We start from the raw sequence: 15,007 nt of genomic DNA on the forward strand, positions 1-15,007 counted from the left end.
TTCCTCTTTAAACTCGACGCTTTTTGGGAGGACGGCATCCGTTATGTGGGATCGGAGTAACATCAGTGATGTTAGTGATCTTATACCCACATGCGTTCAATGCACGAATTGCGGACTCGCGACCGGGTCCAGGTCCTTTAACCAAAACATCTAGGTTTTTTAGGCCGTATTCAGCAGCCGCATTACCGGCTCTTTCAGCTGCTACCTGCGCAGCAAAAGGTGTGCTCTTTCTGGAACCACGGAATCCGGAACCACCAGAAGTCGCCCAGCTAAGTGCGTTCCCCTGACGATCGGTAATGGTTACGATAGTGTTGTTGAATGAGGCGTGGATATGCGCTACGCCGTCAACAACGGTCTTTTTCACCTTCTTACGGGTACGTGTACCTGGTTTTGCCATGCTCTATTCCTGATACTTATTTACGAATAGGCTTACGAGGACCTTTGCGGGTGCGCGCATTTGTCTTAGTGCGCTGCCCTCGTACCGGCAAGCTATGACGGTGACGTAAACCGCGATAGCAGCCAAGATCCTTCAGCCGTTTAATGTTCATTTGCACTTCACGACGCAAATCGCCTTCAACAACCATCTTGGCGATCTCGTTCCTCAGTACGTCCAGCTGCTCCTCAGACAGGTCTTTGACCTTGGCCTGGGGGCTAATGCCGGTTCTCTCACAAAGGCCACGTGAAGTGGTGCGCCCGATCCCATAAATATAGGTCAGGGACACTTCTGTGTGCTTGTTATCGGGGATATTGACACCCGCTATACGTGCCATCCATCTTACTCCGCATAAATGTTATTGGTAATAATTACCAACAAATTAAAAGGCGCAGAATGATAGCGCCTTCGTGTATACAAATCAAGCAACAGAGCTAAATATTAGCCTTGTTTCTGTTTGTGTCTTGGTTCTGTGCTGCAGATTACCATTACCGCACCATTACGACGGATAATTTTGCACCCACGACACATTTTCTTAACTGATGCTCTAACTTTCATTGCTATTCTCCAGTCTCACGCCGATTACTTAAAAACTTGCTCGACTATCGGACCAAACCGCTCTTGCCGTAATTTTTCAGGTTAGACTTCTTCATGAGTGAATCATATTGATGCGACATGAGATGAGACTGAACCTGAGCCATGAAGTCCATGACTACAACGACAACTATTAATAAGGAAGTTCCACCAAAGTAAAATGGTACATTCCATGAAACTACTAAAAACTGAGGCAACAGTGCTACAGCAGCAATATAAAGAGCGCCGAACACGGTCAAACGAGTAAGAACGCCATCAATATATTTTGCAGTATTTTCTCCCGGGCGAATGCCAGGAACAAATGCACCAGAACGCTTCAGATTATCAGCAACTTCCTTAGGGTTATACATTAATGCCGTATAGAAAAAGCAGAAGAACACTACTGCTATTGCAAATAGAATAATGTATAGCGGCTGGCTTGGACCAAGCGCCTGCGAAACAACCTGCAACCACTCCATTCCTTCGCCTTTTCCAAACCATTGCCCCAACGAAGCGGGAAACAACAGAATACTAGAAGCGAATATAGGAGGAATTACACCAGCCATGTTCACTTTTAAAGGAAGATGGCTGCTTTGCTGAGCATATACCTTACGCCCTTGTTGACGACGTGCATAATTAATTGTGATTCGGCGCTGCCCGCGCTCCATAAAGACCACGAAGGCTATAATCGCAACTGCGAATACCGCAACTGCAATTAGAGTCAGAACACTCATTTCGCCAAGACGTGCTTGTTCAAATGTTTGTCCAACCGCACCTGGCAGGCCCGCCACAATACCAGCGAAAATTAGTAACGAAATACCGTTACCGATACCCCGCTCGGTAATTTGCTCACCTACCCACATCAAAAACACTGCGCCACAAACGAAGGTAACGACAGCGACAAAGAAGAAGCTCGGTCCGGTTGTAAAGGTTACCCCTTGATTCGCCAGACCGACGGAAATACCAAACGCCTGAATGGTCGCAAGTAGCACTGTACCGTATCTAGTGTACTGGCTGATCTTGCGTCTACCCGCTTCCCCCTCTTTCTTCAGTTGCTCCAGCTGCGGACTGACAACAGTCAACAACTGCATAATGATCGATGCAGAAATGTAAGGCATGATACCCAGAGCAAAAATACTCATACGTTCCAGGGCTCCCCCTGAAAACATATTAAATAAGCTCAAGATAGTGCCCTGATTCTGATCAAAGAGCGCCGCGAGTCTATCGGGATTAATTCCTGGTACAGGTATGTGAGCGCCTACTCGATATACGAGTATCGCCAACAGTACAAACCAAAGCCGAGCACGAAGCTCGGCGAGGCCTTTACCTGCACCTGCGGGTAATGCGTTTAGTTTGGCCATTTATTCCTCGACTTTGCCACCTGCGGCTTGGATTGCTTCTTGCGCGCCTTTGGTCACTTTCAGTCCTTTAACAGTCACCGCACGGGTAATCTCTCCGGACAGAATAACCTTGACCTGCTTAGCCTGCTGATCAACGATGTTAGCCGCTTTCAACGCCGCCAAATCGATAATATCAGTACCAAGGCTGTCGATTTCACTCAGTCTAACTTCTTCAGAGAAACGGCCAACCCTTGAGGTGAAGCCGAACTTTGGCAGACGACGCTGCAAAGGCTGTTGACCGCCTTCAAAGCCAGGTCTGATAGTTCCGCCAGAGCGGGAAGTTTGACCTTTGTGACCACGGCCACCGGTTTTACCCAGCCCGCTACCGATTCCGCGCCCTAATCTTTTAGGAGACTGCTTAGAACCTTCGGCCGGCTTGAGAGTATTCATTTTCATATTACTCTCCTTCCACCTTCACCAGATAGTTAACCTTGTTAATCATACCTCTTACGGCAGCAGTATCTTCCACTTCCACAGTATGATTAATTTTTCTCAAACCCAAGCCGCGAACGCAGTCTTTGTGCTTAGGCAGGATTCCGATCGTACTCTTTACCAGAGTTACCTTAATAGTCTTTGCTGCATTGGCCATGACTTACCCCAGAATCTCTTCCACAGTCTTACCACGCTTAGCTGCAATCTCCTCAGGAGCTTGCATGGCCTTCAGGCCTTCAAACGTGGCGCGAACAACGTTAACAGGGTTGGTTGAGCCGTAACACTTAGCCAATACGTTTTGCACTCCAGCTACTTCCAATACAGCGCGCATTGCACCGCCAGCGATAATACCAGTACCTTCAGAAGCAGGCTGCATAAACACCTTAGCAGAGCCATGACGCGCCTTGACTGGATACTGCAAGGTATTGCCGTTCAAGGTTACCGTGATCATGTTCTTACGGGCGGCGTCCATAGCTTTCTGAATCGCAACAGGCACTTCACGCGCTTTACCACGACCAAACCCTACTTTACCGTTCCCATCGCCAACTACGGTCAAAGCTGTGAAGCCGAAAATACGACCACCTTTAACAACCTTAGCCACGCGGTTGACCTGAACAAGCTTCTCCTGGAGCTCTGCTCCTTTTTGTTGCTCGTTATTTGTCATATATTCAACCTCTTAAAACTCGAGTCCGTTTTCCCGCGCAGCATCAGCTAACGCTTTTACACGACCATGGTACTTGAAGCCGGAACGGTCAAAAGCCACTTTGGTAATGCCTGCAGCCTTAGCTCTTTCCGCGATCATTGCGCCAACTTTACCTGCAGCTTCTACGTTGCCGGTAGCGCCTGCACGCAAATCTTTATCCAGAGTGGAAGCTGTGGCCAAAACCTTGCTTCCATCCGCGCTGATAATTTGCGCGTAGATATGACGCGGCGTCCGATTGATGCTCAATCTGTCGACACCGAGTTCACGAATTTTATAACGGGTTTTCTTAGCCCGACGTAACCGAGAAATCTTTTTGTCACTCATAGCCGCGCCCTACTTCTTCTTAGCTTCTTTAACTCGAACTTGCTCGCCGGAGTAGCGAACACCCTTTCCTTTATATGGTTCAGGCGGTCTGATACTACGGATTTCAGCAGCAACCTGCCCAACTTTTTGCTTATCGATACCACGAATCACAATTTCAGTTTGGGTGGGAGTCTCAGCCGTAATTCCCTCAGGAATTTCGAATACTACAGGGTGAGAAAAGCCAAGAGTCAGGTTGATCGCCTTGCCTTGAGCCTGCGCTCTGTAACCTACACCGATCAGTTCCAGCTTGCGCTCAAAACCTTGAGTAACGCCAAGAACCATGTTGTTGATCAGCGCACGAGTGGTTCCAGCCAGAGCTCTTGCCTGGTTGGAGCCTTCTTTCGGGCCAAACGTCAATGCGCCATCTTCCTGCTTCACCTCAACAGAAGGATGAACAGACAAAGAAAGAGCGCCTTTACCGCCCTTGATATTAACCAGCCGACCGTCGAACTTAACCTCTACGCCAGCGGGAATCTGTACTGGATTTTTTGCTACCCTAGACATGATTCACTCCTAGAAGACGGTACAAATAACTTCACCACCAACGCCGGCTTTACGAGCTGCTCTATCAGTCATAACGCCTTTGGAAGTGGATACGATCGCGATACCCAAACCACCGTTTACGGTAGGCAGGTCATTAGCGGCTTTGTACTGGCGCAGACCTGGACGGCTCGCTCGGCTAATATTTTCAATAACCGGAGCGCCTTGGTAATACTTCAGTGTGATCTCAAGAACAGGCTTTGCTTCTTCACTAGCTTTATAGTCAGTGATAAAGCCTTCTTCTTTTAAGACGTTGGCCACAGCGACCTTCATCTTTGAGGAGGGCATACGCACAGTTTCTTTTTCCGCCATCTGTGCGTTACGGATACGGGTAAACATATCCGCCAAGGTATCTTGCATACTCATTTAATAGCTCCAAACATTTTAGTTGTGCAGCGCTTTCGGCCTCACGGCCGAAAGGCGCTTACCAACGGTCGAGCGTTACCAGCTTGCCTTTTTCAAACCAGGCACATCACCACGCATTGCGGCTTCGCGAAGTTTAATACGGGACAGACGGAACTTTCTCAATACCGCATGCGGACGACCAGTTACTTGGCAGCGATTGCGCAGTCTTGAAGGACTAGCGTCTCTCGGAAGCTTCTGCAACTTCATCTGCGCTTCCCAACGCTCTTCATCAGAGACATTCGGATTTGCAATAATGGCCTTCAACGCAGCGCGCTTCTCAGCGTATTTCGCTACGGTTTTTTCACGCTTGAGCTCACGCTCGCGCATTCCAACTTTTGCCATATCAGTTCACCTTATTTTCTGAACGGGAAGCTAAACGCGTTAAGTAGCGCTCTGCCTTCGTCGTCAGTGTTTGCAGAGGTCGTAATGGTGATATCCATTCCGCGGACTTTATCGATCTTATCGTAATCGATTTCCGGGAAGATAATCTGCTCTTTCACGCCCATAGAGTAGTTTCCACGTCCGTCGAATGACTTCTGGTTCAGACCACGGAAGTCACGTACACGAGGGATAGCTACATCAACAAGACGCTCAAAGAATTCCCACATACGATCGCCACGCAAAGTAACTTTGCAACCGATAGGAAAACCTTGACGGATTTTAAAGCCCGCTACGGATTTGCGAGCTTTGGTTACTACAACCTTCTGACCGGTAATAGCTTCCAAGTCCGCTGCCGCCGCTTCGATCTGCTTTTTATCGCCAAGAGCTTCGCCGACACCCATGTTAAGGGTAATCTTCTCAATACGAGGCACCTGCATAACGCTGCTGTAGGACATTTCCTTCATCAGCGCAGGAATAACCTCTTTCTGATATACCTCTTTATACTTTGGCATAATCAACCACCTAACCTTTAGTTATCGACAAGTTCGTTTGTCGACTTGAAGATGCGCACTTTCTTACCGTCTTCAAGAATCTTAAAGCCAATACGATCAGGCTTATCGGTGGCTGAATTAAAGATCGCCACGTTTGAAGCTTGAATGGGCGCCTCTTTCTCGACGATGCCGCCAGCAGTACCCAACATAGGGTTTGGCTTGGTATGACGCTTAACCATATTGACGCCGCTGACAACCAGCTTGCCGTCTTTCTGGACGCGATTTACTTTACCGCGCTTCCCTTTATCTCTACCTGCTATGACGACAACTTCGTCGCCTTTTCTGATCTTGTTCATATCTGGTCTGACTCCTATAGCACTTCCGGGGCCAGCGAGATAATTTTCATAAATTTCTCGCCACGCAGTTCCCGAGTCACCGGCCCGAAAATACGAGTACCGATGGGCTGTTCCTGGTTGTTCAAAAGAACAGCGGCATTGCCATCAAAACGAATCAAGGAACCATCCTGTCTACGTACGCCCTTACGGGTGCGAACTACGACAGCTTTAAGAACCTGACCTTTCTTTACTTTCCCGCGGGGAATAGCTTCTTTAACAGAAACTTTAATCACATCGCCGATACTCGCGTAACGACGGTGTGAACCACCCAGCACTTTAATACACATTACTCGACGGGCTCCGCTGTTGTCGGCCACGTCAAGCACGGTTTGCGTCTGAATCATCGGTTATCTCCACCTAACAGCTTTGCTTGACTAGACTTTTTCGGCCCGCTCAACAATGTTCACAAGCTTCCATGACTTAGTCTTGGAAAGAGGACGAGACTCTTGAACTTGAACGGTATCGCCAATACGACACTCGTTGTTCTCGTCATGAGCATGAAGCTTGCTTGAGCGCTTAACATACTTGCCGTACAGGGGATGCTTCACGCGACGCTCAACCAAGACCACAATGGACTTATCCATTTTGTCACTAACGACCTTACCGGTCTCAGTGCGCACGCTTTTCTCGTTCGCGGTCATATCACTCACCTGCCTTCTGATTTAAGACTGTCTTGACACGAGCAATGTCGCGACGCACTTTACGCAGAAGATGGACTTGATTTAATTGGCCCGTCGCCTTGCGCATCCGCAAGTTGAATTGCTCTTTCAACAAAGAGATCAGTTCATCACCGAGCTCTTCCTGAGTTTTGTTTCTCAATTCTGCAGCTTTCATTTACATCACCGTTCTTGTCACAAAAGTAGTTGCGACAGGAAGTTTAGCCGCTGCAAGCGTAAACGCCTCGCGGGCCAATTCCTCACTTACCCCCTCCATCTCGTACAGCATGCGGCCTGGCTCAATTTCCGCCACCCAGTATTCAACTGGACCTTTACCTTTACCCATACGGACTTCTAGAGGTTTCTTGGTAATCGGCTTATCCGGGAATATACGAATCCAGATCTTACCGCCACGCTTAATACGACGAGTCATAGTACGACGCGCTGCTTCGATTTGTCGGGCAGTTATGCGTCCACGTCCAGTCGCTTTTAAACCAAATTCACCAAAACTTACTTTGTTTCCGCGTTGCGCCAAGCCAGTATTGCGGCCTTTGTGGACTTTGCGGAATTTCGTACGCTTAGGTTGCAACATTTCACTGCCCCCTACTTAGAACTTTTCTTTTTAGCTGCTTTCTTTTCAGCGCGAACCTGTTCGATACCACCCAGGATTTCGCCCTTAAAGATCCATACCTTCACACCAATTACACCGTAAGTGGTATGCGCTTCGTGCGTAGCATAGTCAATATCCGCACGAAGGGTGTGCAAGGGCACGCGACCTTCACGGTACCATTCGGTACGAGCAATTTCTGCACCGCCCAAACGGCCGCCGACTTGAATTTTGATACCTTTGGCGCCCTGACGCATCGCGTTCTGAACTGCGCGTTTCATTGCACGACGGAACATAACGCGACGCTCCAGCTGACCGGCAACGCCAGAAGCAACCAGTTTAGCGTCCAAATCAGGCTTACGAATCTCTTCTATGTTGATGTGTACAGGTACTTTCATCAACTCGCCCACTTCCTGGCGCAATCTATCGACGTCCTCACCTTTCTTACCAATCACAATGCCCGGACGAGCAGTATGAATAGTAATCTTAGCGTTTTGAGGTGGACGCTCGATAATGACTTTGCTAACAGAAGCCTTTTCAAGCTTCTTCATCAGAAATTCACGAACCTTGATATCAGTCAGCAAATGATCTGAATAGTTCTTTTTGTCTGCGTACCAGACTGAATTGTGATCTTTAACGATCCCCAGCCGAATACCGACTGGATTAACCTTTTGACCCATCTGCTATCTCCTACTCTTCGGCTACCTTGACGGTGATATGGCAAGTCCGCTTGAAAATGCGATCCGCCCGACCTTTCGCTCTAGGCTTAATCCGCTTCATTGTAGGACCTTCGTCTACGCAGATAGTGGCCACCTTCAGCTCATCAACATCCAGCCCTTCATTATGCTCAGCATTGGCGATAGCTGACTCCAGCACCTTCTTGATAATGCTAGAAGCCTTCTTGGGACTAAAGGTCAATATATCCAACGCTTCTTCAACCCGCTTACCGCGCACCTGATCTGCAACTAAACGAGCTTTCTGAGCAGATAAGCGAGCACCAAATAATTTTGCCGCTACTTCCATCTCTATACCCTCTTACCGTTTAGCTTTCTTGTCTGCAGCGTGTCCGCGATAAGTACGTGTGGCTGCAAATTCACCCAGTTTATGGCCGACCATGTCCTCAGTCACATAGACAGGAACATGTTGGCGACCGTTATGAACTGCGATAGTCAAGCCAACCATTTCAGGAAAAATGGTGGAACGACGAGACCAAGTTTTAATTGGCTTCTTGTCTTTAACTTCTACCGCTGTCTCCACTTTCTTGAGAAGGTGAAGATCAATAAATGGACCTTTCTTTAAGGAACGTGGCACGAGAGACCCCCTTACTTAGCTTTGCGACGACGCACAATCATTTTGTCTGTACGCTTGTTCTTACGAGTTTTGTAACCCTTCGTAGGAACACCCCAAGGAGTAACCGGGTGCTTACCGAAGTTACGCCCTTCACCACCACCATGTGGGTGGTCTACCGGGTTCATCGCAGTACCACGAACGGTAGGTCTTACTCCACGCCAGCGTTTGGCGCCAGCCTTTCCGTATACGCGCAGGTTGTTCTCGCTATTGGACACTTCGCCCAAAGTTGCGCGACACTCAACAAGCACTTTACGCATTTCACCAGAACGCAAACGGATCGTTGCATAAGCGCCTTCGCGAGCGACAACCTGAGCTGAAGCGCCAGCGCTCCTAGCAATCTGAGCGCCCTTACCTGGCTTCATCTCGATACAATGAACAACAGAACCGACAGGAATGTTTCTCAGAGGCAAACAGCTTCCCACGCGGATCGGCGCTTCTTGACCAGAAGCAATTGCGTCACCTACAGACACGCCCTTAGGAGCAATGATGTAACGACGCTCGCCATCCGCATACTTCAATAATGCAATATGCGCGGTACGATTCGGATCATATTCCAAGCGCTCAACAACAGCAGGAATGCCGTCTTTGGTGCGCTTAAAATCAATTACCCGATACAACTGCTTATGACCGCCGCCCTGATGACGCACAGTGATTCGACCAGCGTTGTTCCGCCCGCCGTTTTTACGTTTTTTCTCAGTCAACGACGCTAAAGGAGCGCCTTTATGTAGCGACGGATTTGTAACGGCCACCACATGTCTACGACCGGGAGATGTTGGTTTAGTTTTAACAACTGGCATTTTCGCTCCCCCCTTACTCGACATCTACAAAATCGATAGATTGACCGGAGGCAAGACGAATATATGCCTTACGAATATCGTTACGCTTACCCATACCACGCGCAGTGCGCTTGGTCTTGCCCTTGATATTCACAACCTGCACCGACTCAACCTTAACATCAAACAAAGCTTCAACCGCTTTTTTAATCTCGGGCTTTTTGGCATCGGCCGCCACACGGAAGACCACCTGATTGTTGATTTCCGCTAACAATGTGGCCTTTTCCGAAACATGGGGGCCAAGCAAAACCTTATAGAGCCTTTCTTGGTTCATCCCAACATCTCCTCAATTTTCTTAAGCGCAGAGACAGTAACCAAAACCTTGTCATGCGCAATCAGGCTGACAGGGTTAATAGCAACAGCGTCACACACGTCGACATGCGGAATGTTACGGGAAGCCAAATACAGGTTTTGATCAACCGCATCCGCTACTATTAATACATTCTCCAGCCCAAGATCTTTCAACTTCGCATTGAACTGCTTGGTCTTTGGAGCTTCAACCGCCATTTCTTCGACAACAACCAAGCGCTCCTGCCTAACAAGCTCAGACAGAATTGACTGCATTGCTGCGCGATACATCTTTTTGTTCACTTTTTGGGAGTGATCCAACGGCGTAGCTGCGAATGTTTTGCCGCCACCTCTCCAGATAGGGCTGCGAATAGTGCCCGCACGAGCGCGACCACTACCTTTTTGACGCCATGGTTTCTTTCCACCGCCGCTTACTTGGGAGCGCGTCTTCTGGGCTTTTGAACCCTGACGACCACCAGCCAAATACGCAGTAACTACTTGGTGAACCAGAGCTTCGTTAAAATCTCTTGCAAAGGCCACGTCAGATACTGAAACAGTACCCTTACCCGCACCATTAATCGTTAACTCCATCTCTCACCCCTCTTATGCTTTAACCGCGGGCTTGATAACCACGTCTGCGCCGGTCGCTCCAGGAACTGCGCCCTTAATCAGAAGCAAACCTTTCTCTTCGTCGACTCTTACAACTTTCAGAGTCTGCACAGTGACGTTTTTATTACCCATCTGGCCAGCCATTTTCTTGCCTTTGAACACTCGTCCAGGAGACTGGTTCTGACCAATAGAGCCAGGAGCGCGATGAGAAAGAGAGTTACCGTGAGTGGCATCTTGAGTAGAGAAGTTCCAGCGTTTGATTACGCCAGCAAAACCTTTACCCTTTGAGCGTCCAGACACATCAACTTTTTGTCCGGCTTCAAAGATAGTGACGGAGACTTCGTCGCCAACCTTATACTCAGCAGAGTCAGTGGCGTCCAAAGTAAATTCACAGACAACACGCCCAGCCTCAACGCCAGCTTTAGCAAAATGGCCCGCCATAGGCTTATTTACACGTGACGCTTTAACTGAACCAGAAGTCACCTGGATTGCCCGATAACCGTCGACCTCAAGACTCTTAACCTGAGCAATGACGTTTTTCTCGACCTGAATCACAGTGACCGGGACGGCTGCGCCGTCATCTTCAAACAAACGAGTCATGCCAGCCTTACGGCCAACCAAACCAATCGCCATTTTTCACCTCTTAGTGCACGGGGCTTTCACCCTCTATGGCCACATACAAAAGTGTTACACCAATGAAGCGACGCAACATGCGTCAATCTTGCTTAGCCTAAGCTAATTTGGACATCAACGCCCGCAGCAAGATCCAGCTTCATTAGTGCGTCTACAGTTTTTTCTGTAGGCTCAACAATATCCAACAGACGCTTATGTGTGCGAATCTCATACTGATCGCGCGCATCTTTATTTACGTGCGGAGAGATCAACACCGTAAAGCGCTCTTTTTTGGTTGGCAAAGGAATTGGCCCGCGAACTTGCGCACCAGTACGTTTTGCCGTATCAACAATCTCTTGCGTGGACTGATCGATCAAACGATAGTCGAACGCTTTTAGCCTGATTCTAATTTTCTGGCCTTGCATTTATTTACTCCGAATCCAACGACGGAAGACAGCCATACCCTACAAAAAGGAGCCGCATTTTAAGCAGCTGGCTATTTCCTGTCAAGAGCACTTTTTAAACAGCTCAATAAAAAAGGGGGAGCGAACTCCCCCTTTTACCTTATGACTGGCTAGTCTTACTCGAAAATTTTAGCAACAACGCCAGCGCCCACTGTACGGCCGCCTTCACGAATCGCAAAGCGCAGCCCCTCTTCCATCGCGATCGGAGCGATAAGGCTGACTTTCATTTTTACGTTGTCGCCCGGCATAACCATCTCTACGCCTTCTGGCAACTCACACGCACCAGTCACATCCGTTGTACGGAAGTAGAACTGAGGACGATAGCCCTTGAAGAAAGGAGTATGACGGCCACCCTCGTCTTTGCTCAGTACGTATACTTCTGATTCAAAAACGGTGTGCGGAGTAATAGTTCCTGGCTTGGCCAGTACCTGACCACGCTCTACATCATCACGCTTAGTGCCGCGCAACAACACTCCAACGTTCTCACCTGCACGACCTTCGTCCAGCAGCTTACGGAACATCTCAACGCCAGTACAGGTAGTCTTGGTAGTATCTTTGATACCAACAATCTCAACTTCCTCACCAACCCTGACAATGCCGCGCTCTACACGACCAGTTACAACTGTGCCGCGACCAGAGATAGAGAATACGTCTTCGATCGGCATCAGGAACGGCTTATCAATGGCGCGCTCAGGCTCTGGGATGTAAGCATCCAGAGTCTCAACCAGCTTCTTAACAGCGCTAGTACCCATACCGTTATCGTCCTTACCTTCCAACGCCAACAACGCGGAACCAACGATAATTGGAGTGTCGTCGCCTGGGAATTCGTACTGGCTCAGCAGGTCGCGAACTTCCATCTCAACCAATTCCAACAGCTCTTCATCATCAACCATGTCCGCTTTGTTCAGGAACACGACGATGTAAGGAACACCAACCTGACGCGCCAGCAGGATGTGCTCACGAGTCTGAGGCATAGGGCCGTCAGCTGCGGAACACACCAAAATAGCGCCATCCATCTGCGCCGCACCAGTGATCATGTTCTTCACATAGTCAGCGTGCCCAGGGCAGTCAACGTGCGCATAGTGACGAATGGGAGATTCGTACTCAACGTGAGAAGTCGCGATAGTGATACCACGCGCCTTTTCCTCTGGAGCATTATCGATACCGTCAAACGCTACCGCCTGACCACCCCAAACTTCAGAACATACGCGGGTCAAGGCCGCTGTCAAAGTAGTCTTACCGTGGTCAACGTGACCAATGGTGCCTACGTTTACGTGCGGCTTGCTGCGTTCAAACTTTTCTTTTGCCACAGTCAGTTCCTCTCTAAATCACTATTCTAAAAAGTTTCAACTACGAATGATTAAACTATTTGCTACGTGCGCTAATAATAGCTTCAGCAACATTATTTGGAGCTTCCGCATACTGAGCGAACTCCATCGTATACGTTGCACGACCCTGAGTTGCTGAGCGCAGATCAGTGGCGTAGCCAAACATCTCGGCCAAAGGCACTTCTGCATTCACAACCTTACCAGACACGCTTTCATCCATACCCTGAATCAAGCCGCGACGTCGGTTCAAATCACCAACTACGTCACCCATATTTTCTTCAGGAGTGACCACCTCAACCTTCATAATAGGCTCAAGCAGTACGGCACCACCCTTGCCTGCAAGCTGCTTGGTAGCCATGCTGGCGGCAATTTTAAACGCCATCTCATTAGAGTCAACGTCGTGGTAGGATCCATCAAAAACAGTCGCCTTCAAAGCCAACAAGGGATAGCCGGCAAGGATACCGTTTTGCATCTGCTCTTCGATACCTTTCTGGATTGCAGGAACATATTCCTTCGGAACCACACCACCCACAATCTCATTAACAAACTCCAGCCCCTCGCCTTCCGCGCGCGGCTCAAATTTGATCCAGACGTGACCATACTGACCACGACCACCGGACTGACGAACAAATTTACCTTCGATTTCGCAGGTATTGCGAATAGCCTCACGGTACGCCACTTGAGGCTTACCAATATTAGCCTCAACCTTGAACTCGCGACGCATACGGTCAACGATAATATCAAGGTGCAACTCGCCCATTCCTGAGATAATAGTTTGCCCAGTTTCCTCATCAGTCTTAACGCGGAAAGATGGATCTTCTTGAGCAAGCTTGCCCAAAGCGATACCCATCTTCTCTTGATCCGCCTTAGACTTAGGCTCTACCGCAACAGAAATTACTGGATCAGGGAACTCCATACGCTCCAGAGTAATAATGTTATTTGGATCACACAAAGTATCACCAGTTGTAACATCCTTAAGACCAATCATCGCCGCAATATCGCCAGCGCGAACTTCTTTGATCTCTTCACGGTTGTTAGAGTGCATTTGCACCATCCGACCGATCCGCTCTTTTTTACTCTTAACAGGGTTATAAACACCCGTGCCAGACTCCAGAACACCGGAGTAAACACGAATAAACGTGAGCGTCCCAACAAATGGATCCGTAGCAATCTTAAACGCCAAGGCAGAAAACGGCTCATTATCGTCAGACTTACGTACTGCGACAGTTTCTCCGTCATCCAGAATACCTTCGATTGCCTTAACTTCTGTCGGCGATGGCAGGTACTCAATGACAGCGTCAAGCACAGCCTGAACACCCTTGTTCTTAAATGCAGAACCGCCCAATACTGGAACAATCTCGTTAGCCAAGGTGCGAGCGCGAATGCCAGCTTTAATCTCTTCCTCAGTTAACTCGCCTTCTTCCAGATACTTGTTCATGTAGTCGTCATTAGCTTCAGCAGCAGCTTCAACTAATTGCTCACGAAGCTTGGCGCATTTCTCCTGAAGATCAGCAGGAATCTCCTGATACTCAAAAGTCATGCCTTGATCGGCTTCGTTCCAGATGATCGACTTCATCTTAACCAGATCAACCACCCCCTTAAACTCGTCTTCAGCACCAATAGTCATCTGAAGAGGCACAGGAGTAGCGCCCAAACGATCTTTCAACTGTTTAACGACGCGCTCAAAGTTGGCGCCCGCACGGTCCATCTTATTCACAAACACCATGCGAGGAACTTCGTACTTGTTAGCTTGACGCCATACGGTCTCTGTCTGAGGCTGAACACCGGAAGAACCACAAAGTACGACTACCGCACCGTCAAGTACACGCAGAGAGCGCTCTACCTCGATGGTAAAGTCAACGTGCCCAGGAGTATCAATGATATTGACACGGTGCTGATCAAACTGCTGCTGCATGCCAGCCCAAAAACAAGTCGTCGCAGCGGAAGTAATAGTAATTCCGCGCTCCTGCTCCTGCTCCATCCAGTCCATTGTTGCTGCGCCGTCGTGCACCTCACCAATCTTATGAGAAAGACCGGTATAAAACAAAACACGCTCCGTTGTCGTGGTTTTACCTGCGTCAACGTGAGCACAAATACCGATATTACGGTAGCGCTCTATGGGAGTTTTACGTGCCACGATTAAT

27 protein-coding genes are annotated in these 15,007 nt (G+C 48.8%); all 27 read right to left on the reverse strand.

Going from position 1 to position 15,007, the window contains the following annotated elements; genetic code table 11:
• Positions 1-7: 7 nt before the first annotated feature.
• Positions 8-397, reverse strand: a complete 390-nt coding sequence (gene rpsK / locus HCH_RS27850; protein WP_011399897.1) for a 30S ribosomal protein S11 — start codon at positions 395-397, stop codon at positions 8-10.
• 16 nt (positions 398-413) lie between these two features.
• A complete protein-coding gene (gene rpsM / locus HCH_RS27855; RefSeq protein WP_011399898.1) occupies positions 414-770 on the reverse strand; it encodes a 30S ribosomal protein S13 in 357 nt (118 codons plus the stop codon).
• 104 nt (positions 771-874) lie between these two features.
• Positions 875-991 carry a 50S ribosomal protein L36 gene (gene rpmJ, locus HCH_RS33335; protein WP_011399899.1) on the reverse strand — a complete coding sequence of 39 codons (117 nt, stop codon included), beginning with the start codon at positions 989-991 and terminating at the stop codon, positions 875-877.
• A gap of 44 nt (positions 992-1,035) precedes the next feature.
• Entirely contained in the window at positions 1,036-2,367 is a 1,332-nt protein-coding gene (secY, locus tag HCH_RS27860) for a preprotein translocase subunit SecY (protein ID WP_011399900.1), read from the reverse strand.
• Positions 2,368-2,802, reverse strand: a complete 435-nt coding sequence (gene rplO, locus HCH_RS27865; protein WP_011399901.1) for a 50S ribosomal protein L15 — start codon at positions 2,800-2,802, stop codon at positions 2,368-2,370. It lies immediately after the preceding gene.
• A 1-nt stretch (position 2,803) separates the two neighbouring features.
• Positions 2,804-2,995, reverse strand: a complete 192-nt coding sequence (gene rpmD, locus HCH_RS27870) for a 50S ribosomal protein L30 (RefSeq protein ID WP_011399902.1) — start codon at positions 2,993-2,995, stop codon at positions 2,804-2,806.
• Positions 2,996-2,998: 3 nt separating this feature from the next.
• Entirely contained in the window at positions 2,999-3,502 is a 504-nt protein-coding gene (rpsE, locus tag HCH_RS27875) for a 30S ribosomal protein S5 (RefSeq protein WP_011399903.1), read from the reverse strand.
• Positions 3,503-3,514: 12 nt separating this feature from the next.
• Complete coding sequence (gene rplR, locus HCH_RS27880) at positions 3,515-3,865, reverse strand: 50S ribosomal protein L18 (protein ID WP_011399904.1); 351 nt, start codon at positions 3,863-3,865, stop codon at positions 3,515-3,517.
• Positions 3,866-3,874: 9 nt separating this feature from the next.
• Complete coding sequence (rplF, locus tag HCH_RS27885) at positions 3,875-4,408, reverse strand: 50S ribosomal protein L6 (protein ID WP_011399905.1); 534 nt, start codon at positions 4,406-4,408, stop codon at positions 3,875-3,877.
• A gap of 9 nt (positions 4,409-4,417) precedes the next feature.
• Positions 4,418-4,810, reverse strand: a complete 393-nt coding sequence (gene rpsH, locus HCH_RS27890) for a 30S ribosomal protein S8 (RefSeq protein ID WP_011399906.1) — start codon at positions 4,808-4,810, stop codon at positions 4,418-4,420.
• Positions 4,811-4,885: 75 nt separating this feature from the next.
• Complete coding sequence (gene rpsN / locus HCH_RS27895) at positions 4,886-5,191, reverse strand: 30S ribosomal protein S14 (RefSeq protein ID WP_011399907.1); 306 nt, start codon at positions 5,189-5,191, stop codon at positions 4,886-4,888.
• Positions 5,192-5,202: 11 nt separating this feature from the next.
• Positions 5,203-5,742: a 50S ribosomal protein L5 gene (rplE, locus tag HCH_RS27900; protein ID WP_011399908.1), complete on the reverse strand. Its 540-nt coding sequence runs from the start codon at positions 5,740-5,742 to the stop codon at positions 5,203-5,205.
• Between the two features lie 17 nt (positions 5,743-5,759).
• Positions 5,760-6,077 (reverse strand): 50S ribosomal protein L24, encoded by a 318-nt coding sequence (rplX, locus tag HCH_RS27905; protein ID WP_011399909.1) that lies wholly within the window; start codon positions 6,075-6,077, stop codon positions 5,760-5,762.
• Between the two features lie 14 nt (positions 6,078-6,091).
• Entirely contained in the window at positions 6,092-6,460 is a 369-nt protein-coding gene (rplN, locus tag HCH_RS27910) for a 50S ribosomal protein L14 (protein WP_011399910.1), read from the reverse strand.
• Between the two features lie 30 nt (positions 6,461-6,490).
• Entirely contained in the window at positions 6,491-6,757 is a 267-nt protein-coding gene (gene rpsQ, locus HCH_RS27915; protein WP_011399911.1) for a 30S ribosomal protein S17, read from the reverse strand.
• 1 nt (position 6,758) lies between these two features.
• On the reverse strand, positions 6,759-6,950 hold the full coding sequence (gene rpmC, locus HCH_RS27920) for a 50S ribosomal protein L29 (protein WP_011399912.1): 192 nt from the start codon (positions 6,948-6,950) through the stop codon (positions 6,759-6,761).
• The gene (rplP, locus tag HCH_RS27925) at positions 6,951-7,364 is read right to left on the reverse strand and encodes a 50S ribosomal protein L16 (protein ID WP_011399913.1); all 414 of its coding nucleotides are present in this window, start codon (positions 7,362-7,364) and stop codon (positions 6,951-6,953) included.
• 11 nt (positions 7,365-7,375) lie between these two features.
• Entirely contained in the window at positions 7,376-8,059 is a 684-nt protein-coding gene (rpsC, locus tag HCH_RS27930; RefSeq protein WP_011399914.1) for a 30S ribosomal protein S3, read from the reverse strand.
• A 10-nt stretch (positions 8,060-8,069) separates the two neighbouring features.
• Complete coding sequence (rplV, locus tag HCH_RS27935; RefSeq protein ID WP_011399915.1) at positions 8,070-8,402, reverse strand: 50S ribosomal protein L22; 333 nt, start codon at positions 8,400-8,402, stop codon at positions 8,070-8,072.
• A 12-nt stretch (positions 8,403-8,414) separates the two neighbouring features.
• Positions 8,415-8,690 carry a 30S ribosomal protein S19 gene (gene rpsS / locus HCH_RS27940; protein ID WP_011399916.1) on the reverse strand — a complete coding sequence of 92 codons (276 nt, stop codon included), beginning with the start codon at positions 8,688-8,690 and terminating at the stop codon, positions 8,415-8,417.
• An 11-nt stretch (positions 8,691-8,701) separates the two neighbouring features.
• The gene (gene rplB, locus HCH_RS27945) at positions 8,702-9,526 is read right to left on the reverse strand and encodes a 50S ribosomal protein L2 (protein WP_011399917.1); all 825 of its coding nucleotides are present in this window, start codon (positions 9,524-9,526) and stop codon (positions 8,702-8,704) included.
• A gap of 13 nt (positions 9,527-9,539) precedes the next feature.
• Positions 9,540-9,836, reverse strand: coding sequence for a 50S ribosomal protein L23 (rplW, locus tag HCH_RS27950; protein WP_011399918.1), 297 nt, complete (start codon positions 9,834-9,836; stop codon positions 9,540-9,542).
• Positions 9,833-10,441: a 50S ribosomal protein L4 gene (rplD, locus tag HCH_RS27955; protein WP_011399919.1), complete on the reverse strand. Its 609-nt coding sequence runs from the start codon at positions 10,439-10,441 to the stop codon at positions 9,833-9,835. Before rplD ends, rplW begins: the two co-directional genes overlap by 4 nt.
• Positions 10,442-10,453: 12 nt before the next feature.
• Positions 10,454-11,092 carry a 50S ribosomal protein L3 gene (gene rplC, locus HCH_RS27960; protein WP_011399920.1) on the reverse strand — a complete coding sequence of 213 codons (639 nt, stop codon included), beginning with the start codon at positions 11,090-11,092 and terminating at the stop codon, positions 10,454-10,456.
• Positions 11,093-11,184: 92 nt separating this feature from the next.
• Positions 11,185-11,496 carry a 30S ribosomal protein S10 gene (gene rpsJ, locus HCH_RS27965; RefSeq protein ID WP_011399921.1) on the reverse strand — a complete coding sequence of 104 codons (312 nt, stop codon included), beginning with the start codon at positions 11,494-11,496 and terminating at the stop codon, positions 11,185-11,187.
• A gap of 155 nt (positions 11,497-11,651) precedes the next feature.
• Positions 11,652-12,845 carry an elongation factor Tu gene (tuf, locus tag HCH_RS27970; RefSeq protein WP_011399922.1) on the reverse strand — a complete coding sequence of 398 codons (1,194 nt, stop codon included), beginning with the start codon at positions 12,843-12,845 and terminating at the stop codon, positions 11,652-11,654.
• Between the two features lie 55 nt (positions 12,846-12,900).
• Positions 12,901-15,000, reverse strand: coding sequence for an elongation factor G (gene fusA / locus HCH_RS27975; RefSeq protein ID WP_011399923.1), 2,100 nt, complete (start codon positions 14,998-15,000; stop codon positions 12,901-12,903).
• Between the last annotated feature and the right edge of the window lie 7 nt (positions 15,001-15,007).

The organism is Hahella chejuensis KCTC 2396, from assembly GCF_000012985.1.
Lineage (GTDB): Bacteria > Pseudomonadota > Gammaproteobacteria > Pseudomonadales > Oleiphilaceae > Hahella > Hahella chejuensis.